The 14,167-nt window shown below is 68.7% G+C and carries 12 protein-coding genes; 4 read left to right on the top strand and 8 right to left on the bottom strand.

What is annotated here, in order from left to right; all coding sequences use genetic code 11:
• Positions 1 to 37 precede the first annotated feature (37 nt).
• A complete protein-coding gene (gene purL, locus ON33_RS03320) occupies positions 38 to 2,332 on the bottom strand; it encodes a phosphoribosylformylglycinamidine synthase subunit PurL (RefSeq protein ID WP_040854834.1) in 2,295 nt (764 codons plus the stop codon).
• Between the two features lie 232 nt (positions 2,333 to 2,564).
• On the opposite strand from purL, the gene ON33_RS03315 reads away from it, so the two are divergent.
• A complete protein-coding gene (locus ON33_RS03315) occupies positions 2,565 to 3,824 on the top strand; it encodes a glycosyltransferase 87 family protein (protein ID WP_083868557.1) in 1,260 nt (419 codons plus the stop codon).
• A 63-nt stretch (positions 3,825 to 3,887) separates the two neighbouring features.
• On the opposite strand, the gene ON33_RS03310 is transcribed toward ON33_RS03315, so the two are convergent.
• Positions 3,888 to 5,207 (bottom strand): M18 family aminopeptidase, encoded by a 1,320-nt coding sequence (locus ON33_RS03310; protein WP_040854831.1) that lies wholly within the window; start codon positions 5,205 to 5,207, stop codon positions 3,888 to 3,890.
• Between the two features lie 29 nt (positions 5,208 to 5,236).
• Positions 5,237 to 5,644 carry a MarR family winged helix-turn-helix transcriptional regulator gene (locus ON33_RS03305; protein ID WP_245550278.1) on the bottom strand — a complete coding sequence of 136 codons (408 nt, stop codon included), beginning with the start codon at positions 5,642 to 5,644 and terminating at the stop codon, positions 5,237 to 5,239.
• Positions 5,645 to 5,721: 77 nt separating this feature from the next.
• On the opposite strand from ON33_RS03305, the gene ON33_RS03300 reads away from it, so the two are divergent.
• The gene (locus tag ON33_RS03300; RefSeq protein ID WP_040854826.1) at positions 5,722 to 6,789 is read left to right on the top strand and encodes a substrate-binding domain-containing protein; all 1,068 of its coding nucleotides are present in this window, start codon (positions 5,722 to 5,724) and stop codon (positions 6,787 to 6,789) included.
• 5 nt (positions 6,790 to 6,794) lie between these two features.
• Here ON33_RS03300 and purQ read toward each other — a convergent pair whose 3' ends face one another.
• Positions 6,795 to 7,472, bottom strand: a complete 678-nt coding sequence (gene purQ, locus ON33_RS03295) for a phosphoribosylformylglycinamidine synthase subunit PurQ (RefSeq protein WP_040854823.1) — start codon at positions 7,470 to 7,472, stop codon at positions 6,795 to 6,797.
• Positions 7,469 to 7,702 (bottom strand): phosphoribosylformylglycinamidine synthase subunit PurS, encoded by a 234-nt coding sequence (gene purS / locus ON33_RS03290; protein ID WP_040803258.1) that lies wholly within the window; start codon positions 7,700 to 7,702, stop codon positions 7,469 to 7,471. Before purS ends, purQ begins: the two co-directional genes overlap by 4 nt.
• A gap of 175 nt (positions 7,703 to 7,877) precedes the next feature.
• Here purS and ON33_RS03285 point away from each other — a divergent pair, with 175 nt between their 5' ends.
• Positions 7,878 to 8,522: an MBL fold metallo-hydrolase gene (locus tag ON33_RS03285; protein WP_040854820.1), complete on the top strand. Its 645-nt coding sequence runs from the start codon at positions 7,878 to 7,880 to the stop codon at positions 8,520 to 8,522.
• Positions 8,523 to 8,621: 99 nt separating this feature from the next.
• On the opposite strand, the gene ON33_RS03280 is transcribed toward ON33_RS03285, so the two are convergent.
• A complete protein-coding gene (locus ON33_RS03280; protein WP_040854817.1) occupies positions 8,622 to 10,004 on the bottom strand; it encodes a dipeptidase in 1,383 nt (460 codons plus the stop codon).
• Positions 10,005 to 10,017: 13 nt separating this feature from the next.
• Complete coding sequence (locus ON33_RS03275; RefSeq protein WP_040854814.1) at positions 10,018 to 10,356, bottom strand: hypothetical protein; 339 nt, start codon at positions 10,354 to 10,356, stop codon at positions 10,018 to 10,020.
• Between the two features lie 56 nt (positions 10,357 to 10,412).
• Here ON33_RS03275 and gad point away from each other — a divergent pair, with 56 nt between their 5' ends.
• The gene (gad, locus tag ON33_RS03270; protein ID WP_083868553.1) at positions 10,413 to 11,885 is read left to right on the top strand and encodes a glutamate decarboxylase; all 1,473 of its coding nucleotides are present in this window, start codon (positions 10,413 to 10,415) and stop codon (positions 11,883 to 11,885) included.
• A gap of 60 nt (positions 11,886 to 11,945) precedes the next feature.
• Here gad and ON33_RS03265 read toward each other — a convergent pair whose 3' ends face one another.
• Positions 11,946 to 14,102 (bottom strand): S9 family peptidase, encoded by a 2,157-nt coding sequence (locus ON33_RS03265; protein WP_083868552.1) that lies wholly within the window; start codon positions 14,100 to 14,102, stop codon positions 11,946 to 11,948.
• Positions 14,103 to 14,167 lie beyond the last annotated feature (65 nt).

Below are 14,167 nucleotides of genomic sequence, written 5' to 3'. Positions count from 1 at the left end.
ATTCGGCGGGCGTCGTGGTGTCCGGTGAGCCGCCGGATCAGTGCTCGGAGTTGCCGAACAGTGCGGGCAGGGTGCCCTCGTGGGCGGCGCGCAGGTCGTCCAGCTTCACGCTGAACTGGCCCTGCACCTCGACCGAGTCCGAACCGTCGTCGACCACGCCGATGCGGACCCACGGCAGGCCGCGGGCATCGCACATCTTGGTGAAGCGGGTCTCCTCCGAGCGCGGCACGGCCACCAGGACTCGGCCCGCGGACTCGGAGAAGAGGGTGACGAACGGGTCGGCGCCCTCGGGAATGATGATGCGGCAGGCGGTTTCGCCGGCCAGCGCGGCCTCCACGACGGTCTGGATCAGGCCACCCTCGGAGAGGTCGTGGGCGGCGGAGACCATGCCGTCACGGGAGCCCGAGACCAGGATCTCGGAGATCAGCTGCTCGCGGGCCAGGTCGACCTGGGGCGGCAGGCCGCCGAGGTGGTCGTGCTCGACCTGCGCCCAGATGGAGCCGTCCAGCTCGTCGCGGGTCTCGCCGAGCAGGATGAGGGTCTCGCCCGGCTCGGTGCCCAGCCCGGTCGGGATGCGGCGGTGCACGTCGTCGATGACGCCGAGCACGCCCACCACCGGGGTCGGCAGGATGGCGGTCTGGCCGGTCTGGTTGTAGAAGGACACGTTGCCGCCGGTGACCGGAATGCCCAGGGCCGCACAGCCGTCCGCGAGACCGCGCACGGCCTGCTGGAACTGCCACATGACGCCCGGGTCCTCCGGCGAACCGAAGTTGAGGCAGTTGGTGACGGCCTTGGGGGTGGCGCCGGTGACGGCGACATTGCGGAAGGCCTCGGCCAGCGCCAGCTGCGCGCCGGTGTACGGGTCCAGCTTGGTGTAGCGGCCCGAGGCGTCGGTGGCCAGCGCGATGCCGCGGCCGGTCTCCTCGTCGATGCGGATGACACCGGCGTCGGCGTGCTCGGCGAGCACGGTGTTGCCGCGCACGTAGCGGTCGTACTGCTCGGTGATCCACTTGCGCGAGCACAGCTGCGGGCTGGCCAGCATCTTCAGCAGGGTGTCGCGCAGTTCGTCGCCGGTCTTGGGCCGGTTCAGGCGCGCGGCCGAATCCGCGTTCAGCGCATCCTGATCCGCGGGCCGCTCGACCGGGCGCTCGTAGACCGGGCCCTGGTGGGCGACGGTGCGCGGCGGCACGTCCACCACGGTCTCGCCGTGCCAGGTGATGATCAGCCGCTCGCCGTCGGTGACCTCACCGATGACGGTGGCGGTGACATCCCACTTCTTGCAGACCTCCATGAAGGCGTCCACATTCTCGGGGGTGACGACCGCGCACATGCGCTCCTGCGACTCGCTCGAAAGGATCTCGGCGGGAGTCATATTGGCGGCGCGCAGCGGCACCTGGTCCAGCTCGATGTGCATGCCGCCGTCGCCGGCCGCCGCGAGTTCGGAGGTGGCGCAGGACAGTCCGGCGCCGCCGAGGTCCTGGATGCCGACCACGAGCCCGGCGTGGTACAGCTCGAGACAGCACTCGATGAGGACCTTCTCGGCGAACGGGTCGCCGACCTGCACGCTCGGGAGTTTCTTACGGCCGGAACCGGATTCGTCGCCGGAGAAGGTGTCCGAGGCCAGCACGGACACGCCGCCGATGCCGTCGAGACCGGTCCGCGCGCCGAACAGGATGATCTTGTTGCCCTCACCGGAGGCGAAGGCCAGGTGCAGGTCCTCGACCCGCATGACGCCCGCGCACAGCGCGTTGACGAGCGGGTTGCCCTGGTAGGACGAATCGAACACGGTCTCGCCGCCCACATTCGGCAGGCCCAGCGAGTTGCCGTAACCGCCGACGCCGCGCACCACGCCGTCGACCACGCGCCGGGTGTCCGGGTGATCGGCCGCGCCGAAGCGCAGCTGGTCCATCACCGCGATCGGGCGCGCGCCCATCGCCATGATGTCGCGCACGATGCCGCCGACGCCGGTGGCCGCGCCCTGATAGGGCTCCACATACGAGGGGTGGTTGTGGGACTCGACCTTGAAGGTCACCGCCCAGCCGCCGCCGATGTCCACCACACCCGCGTTCTCGCCGATGCCCGCGAGCATCGACTTCTTCATCTCCTCCGTGGTGGTCTCACCGAAGTAGCGCAGGTGCACCTTGGAGGACTTGTACGAGCAGTGCTCCGACCACATCACCGAGTACATGGCGAGCTCGGCGTCGGTGGGACGCCGGCCCAGGATCTCCTTGATCCGGGCGTACTCGTCATCTTTGAGGCCGAGTTCCTTGTAGGGCTGCGGGTGGTCCGAGGTGGCCGCGGCGTTGCTGACGGTATCGACGTGGCTGGTCACGGGAATACCAGAGTCCTTTCGGCCGGGCAGGTCGGAAGCGAAAGCCGGCGTTGCTGGATGTCGGCGAGATACGAACCGAGTCTAATTGCCTGGCAATCTCGTCTGCTCCCCCGCCTCCCCGGGACTCCAGCGCGCAGCTCAGGTGCCGTCGCGGTCGTGAACGCGTGCCGGCAGTCACATACGTCTCGGGCCACCGCCCGAGTACGGGCCCTCCACCCGCTACTCTGTGGCGGTGAACGATCGATCCGGGGTCGCGGATCCGACCGAAAAGCCCGTGGCCACGCCTGGAGGGCTGACGCGGCGGCAGGGACAGCTGCTGGCGATCGCGGTCGCGCTCTTCGCGGTATCCGCGGTGATCAGTTATCAGGCCCAACTCTGGCACGGGTACATCGACTTGCAGGTGTATCGGAACGGCGCGCGGGCCTGGCTCGACGGCAAGGATCTGTACGGCCCGATGCCGCCGGTGTACGGACTCGGGCTGCCCTTCACGTATCCGCCGCTGGCCGCGCTGTTCTTCGCGCCGCTGGCGCTGATGCCGCTGGGGATCGCGGAGTGGGCGGTACTCGCCGTCTCCATCGCCTCGCTGGGCGCGACGCTGTGGGTGGTGCTGGACCGGATCCGGCCGAGCCTGGCCTGGCAGACCCGGCTGGCCGTCGTGGTCGGCGCGGTCGGGGTGCTGCAGCTGCTGGAACCGATCCGCCAGACCTACGGGTTCGGGCAGATCAATCTGGTGCTGATGGCCGCGGTCGCGCTGGACTGCCTGGTGCGCAAGCCCTTCTGGCCGCGCGGCATGCTGATCGGCATCGCGGTGTCGGTGAAGCTGACCCCCGGCGGCTATCTCCTCTACTTCCTGCTGCGCAAGGACTGGAAGGGCGCCATCACCCTGGTGCTGTCCGCCATCGGCGCGGTGGCCGTGGGTTTCGTGCTCTTCCCGCACGATTCGCCGCAGTACTGGTTCCACACGCTGTCCGACACCGGCCGCATCGGCCCGCCCTGGTACGCGGGCAACCAGTCCATCAAGGGCTTCGTGTTCCGGCTCGGCTACTCCACCTCGATCTCGACGCTGCTCTGGCTGGTGCTGTCGGTGGCCGCGGTGGCCCTGGCCGCGCTGTGGATGAAGCGGCTCCTGGATGTCGGCGCGACAGTCGCGGCCCTGATGGTGAACGCGGCTGCGGTGCTGCTGGTTTCCCCGGTCTCCTGGTCGCACCACTGGGTGTGGATCGCGCCCGCGCTGTTCGTGGCCGCCGACGCCGTCGCCCGGGGCCGCCGCAACCCGTGGTTCCTGGGCGCGGCCGGCCTGGCGGTGGTCATGTTCGCCGTCGGGCCGATGTGGCTGCTCCCCCACGACCACGATCGCGAACTCACCTGGAACTGGTGGCAGCAGCTCGTCGGCAACAGCTACGTCCTGTTCACCTTCGCCATCTTCGTGGTGGCGGCGTTGACCTACCACCCGAAGCCCGACCCGGAGAAAGCCGCGCTGCTCAACGCGTAGGCGCTCACCGCGAAAGCGAAGGGGTCCGGGGCCGAGCCCCGGACCCCTTGTCTTTCAGCGCTTTCAGCGAGTCGCTTCGGGCGTGAGGAAGGCCGCGAGCGCGGCCGCGTACGCGGGAACGTCTGCCGCGCCCATCATTTCGCGCGCCGAGTGCATGGCCAGCTGGGCCGCGCCGACATCCACGGTGGACATGCCGGTGCGGGCCGCGGTCATCGGCCCGATGGTCGAGCCGCACGGCAGATCGGCCCGGTGCACGTAGCGCTGCAACGGCACGCTCGCCTGCGCGCAGGCCAGGGCGAAAGCGCCCGCGCCGGCCGCGTCGGTGGCGTAGCGCAGGTTCTGGTTGACCTTGAGCACCGGCCCGCCGTTCACCTCGATGCGGTGCGAGGGCTCGTGCCGGTCCGGGTAGTTGGGGTGCGTCGCGTGCGCCATGTCGCCGGAGGCGCACACCGAATCTGCCAGGGCCGCCAGGTATTCCGCGCGACCGCCGCCGCGGGCGAGCACGATGCGCTCCAGCACCGTGGGCAGCAGCCCGGACTGGGCGCCGCGGTCGGACTGGCTGCCGACCTCCTCGTGGTCGAACATGGCCAGCACCGGCACCGCCGCGCCGGGCGCCTCGACGGCGGCCAGGAAAGCGCGCAGCCCGGCGTAGCAGGTGCCCTGATTGTCCAGCCGGGGCGCGCTGATCAGGTCCAGGTCGCGCCCGATCAGGCGGGACGGCACCAGATCGTGGGTCATCAGTTCCCAGCCCAGCACCGCGCCCGGATCGATGCCGGCGTGTTCGGCGACGAAGCTCAGGAACGAGCGCGGCTCGCCGCCGATCCCCCACACCCCGTTCACGTGCCGCTGCGGGTCCAGCTGCACCCCGCGCCGGTCGTCGGAGAGGTGGATGGCCAGCTGCGGGACCCGCAGGATCGGTTCGTCGATGCGAATCAGCCGCTCCCGCACCGCATTTCCGTCACGGACCGACAGCCGCCCGGAGACACCGAGATCGCGGTCCAGCCACGAGTTCAGCCAGGCGCCGCCGTAAGGCTCCAGCCCGACCAGCTGCCAGCCCGCCACGGCCAGGTCCGGATGCTGCTTGACCCGCAGATTGGGGCTGTCGGTGTGGGCGCCGACCACCCGGAACGGGCCGGTCCGCCCGGCGCCGAAACCGGTGGGCGCGCCCGGGCCGCCGTCGGCCCAGGCCACCAGGGAACCGGCGCGCACCACGTAGTAGCGGCCCGTACCGCCGGCCGGCCAGGGCGCCGATTCGGACAGCCGGGTGAAGCCGTGCTCGTCGAGTTCGGCTGCGGCAGTTCGGCAGACGTGGAACGGCGACGGGGAGGCATCGATGAACGCGCACAGGCCTGCGGCGGTCGCGGTGGTCTCGGCAACTGGCATGGCCTCGATCCTAGGCAACCATGATCAACCTATTCGGGTCGCGGCGCCTCGGCGATGCGGCCCAGCAGCCGCACCAGCTCCAGATAGTCGTCACTTCCGAGACTGCGGCGCATTTCGGCCTCGGCGCGCGCCTCTTCGGCGCGCACCTCGTCGACCAGTTCCTCGCCGCGGCGGCTCAGCCCGATCAGGATGCGGCGACGGTCGTCGGCCGCGGCGACCCGGAAGATGAGCCCGCGCTCGGCCAGATGGTCGGCGTGCCGGGTGGCCGACGACGGCGGCAACTGGGCCCGCGACGCCAGCTCACTCATGGTGATGCCGATGTCAGCGGACAGATTGGTGAGCATGCACCACTGGTCGGCGGTCAGCCGCCTGGCACACAGCGCGGCGTCCAGGTGACGAAGCCAACTCCGCTCGGCCGCTCGGAGGGCTCCATGCAAGGTGGAATATCCACCTAGAATTGTCGCCATATTTCCCGCCCGTCAGAAACCCGCTTGAACGAGGGGAAGGGTAACCGATGTCCCCGTTCGGCGGGAATCCCGAGAACACCCTCGAGATCATCAACATAGTTCCACAGCAGGGTCCCGGCGGTATCTTCGCGCCTTCCTGTGAGGCGGCCATTTCTCTGGCGTCGGAAGAAATCAACTCGGCCTCCGGAATTCTGGGAAGAGAATTGCGCGTCACCCACATTGACGGCGGGCGCGAGCCGGCCGTGGTGGCCGCGGAGGTGGCGGCGCTGCTGTCCACCGGCATGGTGCACGCGGTGACGGGCTGGCACACCTCGGCGGTGCGCCGCGCGGTGGAGCGGGTGACGGCCGGGCGGGTGCCGTACCTGTTCGCCACCGATCACGAGGGTGTGAGGTCGGCCCCGGACGGGCTGTTCATGATCGGGGCGGATCCCGAACATCAGATCGTGCCCGCGCTGGACTGGCTGCGACGGTGCTTCGAGGCGCGGCGCTGGGCCATCGTCGGCAACGACTACGTGTGGCCGCGGCGCACCGCGCAGGCCGTGCGCGCGGCCCTGCTGGATCCGGAGCTGATTCCGCTGGAGATGTTCGTGCCCATGGGCACCCGGGACTTCCGCGGGTTCCTCGATGATCCGCGGCTCGACCGGGCCGACGGGATCATCGTGCTGCTGGTGGGCGCTGATGTCGCCCGCTTCAACCTGCAGTTCTCCCGGACCGGGCGATCCGATCAGCAGGTGCGGGTGAGCCCGGCCGTCGACGAGAACGTGCTGCTGGCCGCGGGCGGCGGCGCCAACCACAATCTGTTCGTGCCGTCGGGCTTCTTCGTGAACGGGCCGCACGATCGGGAGCGGCTGGACCGCTATCACCGGCTGCACGGCTGGTTCGCGCCCTCACTCACCAATTTCAGCAATACCAGCTACGAGGCCATCCACACCCTGCGCGGCATGGCCGAACTGGCCGGATCCCTCGAGGTGCGGCGCGTCCAGGCCGCGGTGGCGGAGCGGCGGGCCGTCGAAACCCCGTGGGGCGAGATCGGTTTCGAGGGGATACAGGCGATCCGCCCGACCTGGCTGGCCAGGGCGGGCGGAGTCGACTTCGAGATCCTGGACGGGATCTAGTTCGATCAGGCCTTGACCAGGCTGTCCAGCACCGAGAGGAACAGGCCGAGGCCGTCGTCGCTCGGGCCGGTGAGCGGCTCGGTGGCGTGCTCGGGGTGCGGCATCAGGCCGACGACCCGGCGATTGGCCGAAGTGATGCCGGCGATGTCGCGCTGCGAGCCGTTCGGGTTGCCGCCCACGTAGCGGAACACGACCCGGCCCTCGCCCTCGAGCTCGTCGAGCACGGCCGTGGAGGCCTGGTAGCGGCCCTCGGCGTTCTTGACGGGGATGAGGATCTGGGCGCCCGGCTCGTAGCGGGAGGTCCAGGCGGTGTCGGTCTGCTCGACGGTCAGCCACTGGTCGCGGCAGACGAAGTGCAGACCCTCGTTGCGGGTCAGCGCGCCCGGCAGCAGGCCCGCCTCGCAGAGGATCTGGAAACCGTTGCAGATGCCGAGAATCGGCATGCCCTGCTCGGCGGCCTTGATGACCGCGCCCATGACCGGGGCCATGGAGGCGATGGCGCCGGCGCGCAGGTAGTCGCCGTAGGAGAAGCCGCCGGGGACGACGACCGCGTCGACCTGCTTCAGGTCGGCATCGGCGTGCCACAGCGAAACGGGCTCGGATCCGGCCAGTTTCACCGCCCGGGCGGCATCGACGTCGTCGAGTGTGCCCGGGAAGGTGATGACACCGATGCGGGCGCTCACAGCCGGACGACCTTCCAGTCCTCGATCACGACATTGGCCAGCAGCGATTCGGCGATCTGCTCCAGGTCGGCGTCGGTGACATTGTCATCGACATCGAGCTCGAATCGCTTGCCCTGCCGCACATCCGAGATGCCGGGGTGTCCGAGACGCCCCAGCGCGCCGACAATGGCTTGTCCCTGCGGATCCAGGATCTCGGCCTTCGGCATCACCTCGACCACGACACGTGCCACGCGTTGCTCCTCAGCTGGTGGGGCGGCGCCCGGCATCCATGCTGCCGGGCGGGGGTATCGCTGATCAGCGTAGTTGGCCGGGGTGGCGGACATCCCGCCGGGTCGTGCCGTCCGTGGCGGGCGCCACAGTGCGACGGGTGGTCTGCGCCACAGCCCCGAGGGCTACCGTTGAGCCATGCGCATAGCCCATTTCGGACATTCCTGCATTCTTGTGGAGTTCAATGGCGCGAGGATCCTGTTCGATCCGGGGAATTTCTCGCATGGATTCGAAGGCCTCACCGGATTGGATGCGATTGCGGTGACGCATCAGCATCCCGACCACCTCTGCCCGAATCGGATCGAGGCGCTGATCGAGGCGAATCCGCAGGCCAGGCTACTGTCGGATCCACAGACGGCTTTGCTGCGGGGTGAGCCATGGGAGGCGGTGTACGCCGGAAATGTGCTCGAGGTCGGCGGTGTCCGAATTACCGGCGGTGGCGGCCGGCACGCGGTGATCCATCCGGACATCCCGGTTATCGACAACACCGTCTTCCAACTCGGCACTCCGGACGATCCCGCACAACTCGTCCATCCCGGTGATTCACTCTGGGTTCCCTCGACGCCGGTCGGTGTTCTCGCCATTCCGGCGGTGGCGCCGTGGATGCGCATCAGCGAGACCGTGGATTACCTGCGAGCGGTAAATCCGCGCGTCGCGTTCCCCATCCACTACGGCATCATCACCCCCGAAGCGCAGGGCATCTATTTCGGCCGGCTGGTCGAAATGAGTCCCGCCAATACCGAATTCAAGATCATCGAACCCGGGGATCACGCGGAATTCTGACCCCGCGCCACCGGGCGGGAGCGGCCGCCGCCCGGCGGCGCGAAGTGTGTAACCCACTGCGGCCGAAGCGGATTCGTGCCGAACCCGCCGCACCGGCGACTACCGGCAGGAGGCCAGGAACAGCGCTACGGCCAGCGCCATGTTCTCGATCTCCGTCGGGTCGACGCTCTCATTGGGCGCGTGGATCAGGCATTTCGGTTCCTCCACGCCCATGAGCATGATCTCCGCCTGCGGGTAGGTGTCGGCAAAGACATTGCACAGTGGAATGGACCCGCCCTGCCCCTCGGTGGTGGCGGGACGGCCGTAGGCCGCCTCCAGGGCCGCCGACATGGCCTGCCGGGCCGGGCCGTCCGTGCTGCCGACGAACGGCGAGCCCGTGGCCTCGGTCTCGACGGTCACCTCGGCATTCCACGGCGCGTGCGACTCCAGGTGCGCGGTCAGGGCTTTCAGCGCCTCCTCAGGCTCGGTGCCCGGCGGAATGCGCAGGTTGAGGCGAGCCCGCGTCTTGGGCTGGATGGCCGCCGCGGAGCCGACCACGGGCGGGACGTCCATCCCGAGCACGGTGAGCGCCGGACGGGCCCACAGCATGTCGGCCACCGCGCCGCTGCCGAGCAGGCCGACGCCGTCGAGAACGCCAGCGTCGGAACGGAATTGGTTCACCGGGTACTCGTGCCCCGCCCAGACCTGGTCGTTGCGCAGGCCCTCTACGGTGGTGTTGCCGTCGGCGTCGCGCAGGGTGCCCAGCAGCTTGATCATGGCGGCCAGCGCGTCGGGGGCGGGACCGCCGAACATGCCGGAATGCAGGGGGCCGGAAAGGGTTTCGACGGTGACGACGACATTCACATTGCCGCGCAGGGTCTGGGTGAAGGTGGGCACGCCGACCGCGAAATTGCCGCAGTCGCCGATGAGCAGGGTGTCGGCGCGCAGCAGGTCGGCATTGCCGGGCACGAACTCCTCCAGGCCGCCGGTCCCCTGCTCCTCCGAGCCCTCCGAGACCAGCACCAGCCCGACCGGATAGTCGTCGCCGTACACCTTGCGCAGCGCCCGCAGCGCGGTCAGGTGCATGACGATATTGCCCTTGCAGTCGGCCGCGCCGCGCCCGTACCAGCGACCGTCCTGCTCGGTGAGCTGCCAGACCGGGGTCTTCCAGGCGCCTTCGTCCAGCGGCGGCTGCACGTCGTAGTGGCAGTACAGCATGATGGTCGGCGCGCCCTGCGGCGCCCGGCTGCGGGCCACGACCGTGGTGCTGCCGTCGGGGGTCTCGTGCAGGCCCACCTCGGTGAGCCCCTCGGCCTCGAAGGCGTCCGCCACCCACCGCGCGGCCCGCTCGCACTCCTCGATCGGGAACTGGCGGGCGTCATATACGGACTTGAACGAAACGAGCTGCGCGAGGTCGCTTTTCGCACGCGGCATGAGTTCCTTGACGGCGGCGCGCAGCGCGGCCACCCTCGAATCCTCCTGCGCCCCTGCGGTTGTGGTCATGAATTCCTCCTGATCACTCGGCGGTATGGGCCGACAGGCTCGGGTGGTAGAAGATCGTCATGGCGAATCGGCACCACACCGCCAGGAAGCCCATCGGCCGCGAGATGCCCTCGCCCACCCACTTGTACACCCCGCCCGCCCCGCCCGGGGCCGGCTCGGCGGCCACGAACGCGGCCGGCAGCGCGCCGGCAGCGGGTAGCGGAACACGCAGGCCAGACCGCAGACCGCCATGGTCGGCGCGGCGCGCAGACCGGCCACCGGACTGGTGGCCATCAGCGCCGGCATCATAGTAACCTGTCAGCAACTTTCTCTTGATTACGAAACGGTAGCTCGCTGAACCAGTTTCGATCATGAATGGCTGGCTACCATCACCTCGGCAACCCGTGCCGAATTTCGATCGGAGGCCACATGACCGGCGCCCTGGAACCCGATGACGTCTTCGCGATGCCCGGCATCCGACACTCCGCCCCGCACCACGGTTTCCCGGAACACGAGATCTTCCCGCAGGTCGCATACCAGATCGTGCACGACGAACTGATGCTCGACGGCGTCTCCCGGATGAACCTGGCCACCTTCTGCACCACCTGGGTCGACGACGAGGCCCGGCGGCTGATGGGCGAGTGTCTCGACAAGAACATCGTCGACAAGGACGAGTACCCGCAGACCGCCGAACTCGAGCAGCGCTGCGTGCGCATGCTCGCCGACCTGTGGAACTCCCCCGAACCACAGCACACGCTGGGCACCTCCACCACCGGGTCCAGCGAGGCCGCCATGCTGGGCGGCCTGGCCGCCAAGTTCCGCTGGCGCACGCGCGGCGGCACCGGCGTCCCCAACTTCGTGTGCGGCCCGGTCCAGGTGTGCTGGGAGAAGTTCGCGCGCTACTTCGACGTGGAGATCCGGCAGATCCCGCTGCGCGGCGACCGCTACACCATGCACCCCGACGACATCGCCGCCTACTGCGACGAGAACACCATCGTGGTGGTGCCCACCTTCGGCCAGACCTTCACCGGCCTGTTCGAGGACGTCGAGGGCATCAGCAAGGCGCTCGACCGGTTGCAGACCGACACCGGGCTCGACATCCCCATCCATGTCGACGCGGCCAGCGGCGGCTTCCTCGCCCCGTTCTGCGCACCCGAAATCCGTTGGGATTTCCGGCTTCCGCGGGTCAAGTCCATCAACGCCTCCGGGCACAAGACCGGTCTCGCACCGCTGGGCGCAGGCTGGGCGATCTGGCGAACCAAGGAGGATCTGCCCGAGGAGCTCATCTTCAGCGTCGACTACCTGGGCGGCAATATGCCCACCTTCAACCTGAACTTCTCCCGGCCGGGCGGGCAGGCGGTCACCCAGTACTACGAGTTCATCCGGCTGGGCCGCACCGGCTATCGCAACGTCCAGTCCGCCATCTACACCGCGGGCCAGCATCTGGCCAAGGGCATCGCCGAGGCCGGGCCCTTCGAACTCATCCACAGCTGCGACCCGTGGAAGGGCATCACCGCGGTGTCGTGGCGGCTGCCCGGCCAGGAATCGTTCAACCTCTACGACCTGTCCGACCGATTGCGCACCCGCGGCTGGCTCATCGCCGCCTACCCGCTGCCGGCCGACCGCGAGGACGAGACCATCATGCGCGCCGTGCTCCGCCACGGCTTCACCGTCGACATGGCCGACCTGCTACTCGCCGACCTGCGCCGCAGCATGAAGGTGCTCGACAAGCATCCGATGAAGACCTCGCTCACCCGCGAGGAGGCGGGCGGCTTCCCGCACAACGCGCGCGCGGTGGTGCCGACGCCGCAGGCGAAGCCGGTGCGGGCCAAGGCCGGCGGCAAGAAGGACAGCGCGAAGACGGCCACCGAGGCCGGCAGGGCCGAGCCCGGCAAGAAGTAGGCGGAACGCGAAGTGGCGGTGGGAGTTTCCCACCGCCACTTCGCATTACGGTCTCGGGGCCTACTTGTCGGCCAGGCCCACGGTGTCGAGGAGCCAGGCCAGCTCGAACGCCGCTTCCTTCCACTTCTCGTAGCGGCCGCTGACACCGCCGTGGCCCGCGCTCATCTCCGTCTTGAGCAGCAGCTGCGCGTCGCCGGTCTTGGTGGCGCGCAGTTTGGCCACCCACTTGGCCGGCTCCACATACAGTACGCGGGTGTCATTGAGCCCGGTGATGGCCAGGATCGCCGGATAGTCCTTCGCCTCGACGTTCTCGTAGGGGGCGTAGGACTTCATGTACTCGTAGACGTCCTTGTCCGCCAACGGATTACCCCACTCGTCCCATTCGGTGACGGTCAGCGGCAGCGACTCGTCCAGGATGGACGTCAGCGGGTCCACGAACGGCACATTGGTCAGGATGCCCGTGAACAGCTCGGGCGCCATGTTCGCGACCGCGCCCATCAGCAGCCCGCCCGCGCTGCCGCCCTCCGCGAGCATGCGGTCCGGCGCGGTGACACCGGAATCCACCAGATGCCGTGCGCAGGCGATGAAGTCGGTGAAGGTGTTCTTCTTCGCGAGCTTCTTGCCCTCCTCGTACCAGCGCCGGCCCATCTCGCCGCCGCCGCGGACGTGCGCGACCGCGTACACCATGCCGCGGTCCAGCAGCGACAACCGCCCGACCGAGAAGTACGGGTCCATCGGCGCCTCGTACGAGCCGTACCCGTAGAGCAGCAACGGCTTCGGGCCCGCCGGGGCGTCCTTGCGCATGACGACCGAGATCGGCACCCGGGTGCCGTCCGCGGCCACCGCCCAATCCCGGTGCTGCACATAGTCATCGGCGTTGTAATCGCCGAGCACCACCAGCTCCTTGCGCAGCAGCAGCTCGTCGGTGTCGGGCACGTAGTCGAAGATCTTCATCGGGGTGATGTAGGAGGTGACCCCGACCCGCAGCATCGGCTGCTCCCACTCCGGATTGGCGCCGAAGCCGGAGTCGAACAGTTCGAGACCGAAATCGATCTCGTGCAGTTCGCCGTACCCGGTGTCGGTCAGCGGCCAGACCGCGGCCCGCTGCATCGCGTCGCGCCGATAGCTGACCGCCAGCTTGTCGGAGAACGACTCCAGGCCGTTGAGGCGGACATCGTCGCGGTGCGGAATCAGGATGGTCTGATCGGTCGGATCGTGCAGCGGCGCCTCGGCCAGCACGAAGTTCTCCGCCTTGATCCCGTCGACCACATCGTTGTGCAGGATGAGCAGCTTGTCCTCGCCGCCCACCACGGCGTGATCCACCGAGTACTCGACACCCTCGCGCCGCGGCATGATGAGCCGGAACTCGCCCTCGGGGTTGTCGGCCTCCAGGATCCAGTTCTCGGTGGTGATCTTGGATTCGACGTAGAGCAGCAGGTATTTCTCCGAATTGGTCGCCGTCACGCCCACCGAGAAGTGCGCGTCCGGCTCGTGCAGAATCTTGACGTCGTCCGACATCGGCGTGCCCAGCCTGTGCCGCCACACGGTGTCGGACCGCCACGCATCGTCGTAGGTCGAGTAGAAGACGAACTTGCCGTCGAGCGACCAGGTCGCGCCCTGGGTGACACCGGTGATCTCGTCCGGCAGCAGCTCGCCGGTGGTCAGGTTCTTGAAGCGCAGGACATAGCGCTCGTCACCGGTGGTGTCCTCCGAGTAGGCCAGCATGTCGCCGGCGTGAGTGAGGGAGAACGCGCCGAGCTGGAAGTAGTCGTGCCCCTCGGCCAGCTCGTTGGAGTCCAGCAGGACCACCTCGCCCGGCATGGTGGCCGCGGCCTCCAGGTTGGGCGGGGTCCAGTCGTCCGGGCCGGCGAGCGGGCAGCGGCAGTGCACACCGTGCTGCTTGCCCTCGAAGGTGCGCGAGTAGTACCAGAACTCGCCCATCCGGGTCGGCAGCGTCAGATCCGTCTCCTGAATCCGCGACTTGATCTCCTCGAAGATCTTCTCCCGCAGCGGGCCCAGCTTCGCGGTCTGCGCGTCGGTATAGGCGTTCTCCGCCTCCAGATACGCGATGACCTCGGGATCCTGCTTCTCCCGCAGCCACTCGTACTCGTCGATGAAGACGTCCCCGTGGTGCACGCGCTCCGCCGGCACCCGCTTGGCGATCGGCGCCACTACCGCGCCGTCAACTGAGATCGCGCTACCACTGTCCAAAGCCATGGGGACCACGTTAGTAGCGATCCCACACCGCACACCCCCGACCCGGCGGTCCCGGACCTCCGGCG

Source organism: Nocardia niigatensis NBRC 100131 (assembly GCF_000308655.1).
GTDB classification, from domain to species: Bacteria; Actinomycetota; Actinomycetes; order Mycobacteriales; family Mycobacteriaceae; genus Nocardia; species Nocardia niigatensis.
The sequence above is the reverse complement of the archived record's forward strand: the minus strand, read 5'-3'. Positions and strand labels throughout refer to the sequence as shown.